Annotated in this window: 1 pseudogene; it reads right to left on the bottom strand. The window is 62.4% G+C overall.

Going from position 1 to position 263, the window contains the following annotated elements:
* Positions 1–263: pseudogene (locus ACSNOK_RS34710) on the bottom strand (hypothetical protein); the annotation flags it as partial.

Here is a 263-nt window from a genome sequence, read left to right as displayed (position 1 = left end):
GGTACATGCCGGCTGGGTAGCCAAGCGGGCGGTAGTGCGGGAACTTCAGGTACGACCAAGGTTCGACCGCTTCGCCGAGATACTCGTCGTAGCGCGCCGGGTCGAGGTTGTCGGCCACAATCACGCCGTTGCCGTCGACGATTCGAATGCCGCCCTCGTAGTGTTCCCACGTGCCGTTCGGGCCGATCAAGCCGAGGAACAGGCTAGGAAACGCGCCAAACGTGCGCGCTTCTTCGTCGAAATGCTCCAGCAGGCCTTTGAAC

Origin of the sequence: Streptomyces sp. URMC 126, assembly GCF_051386555.1 — a bacterium.
In the GTDB taxonomy this organism is placed as follows: domain Bacteria; phylum Actinomycetota; class Actinomycetes; order Streptomycetales; family Streptomycetaceae; genus Streptomyces.
Note: the sequence above shows the minus strand (reverse complement) of the source record. Positions and strands in the feature narration are given on the sequence as shown.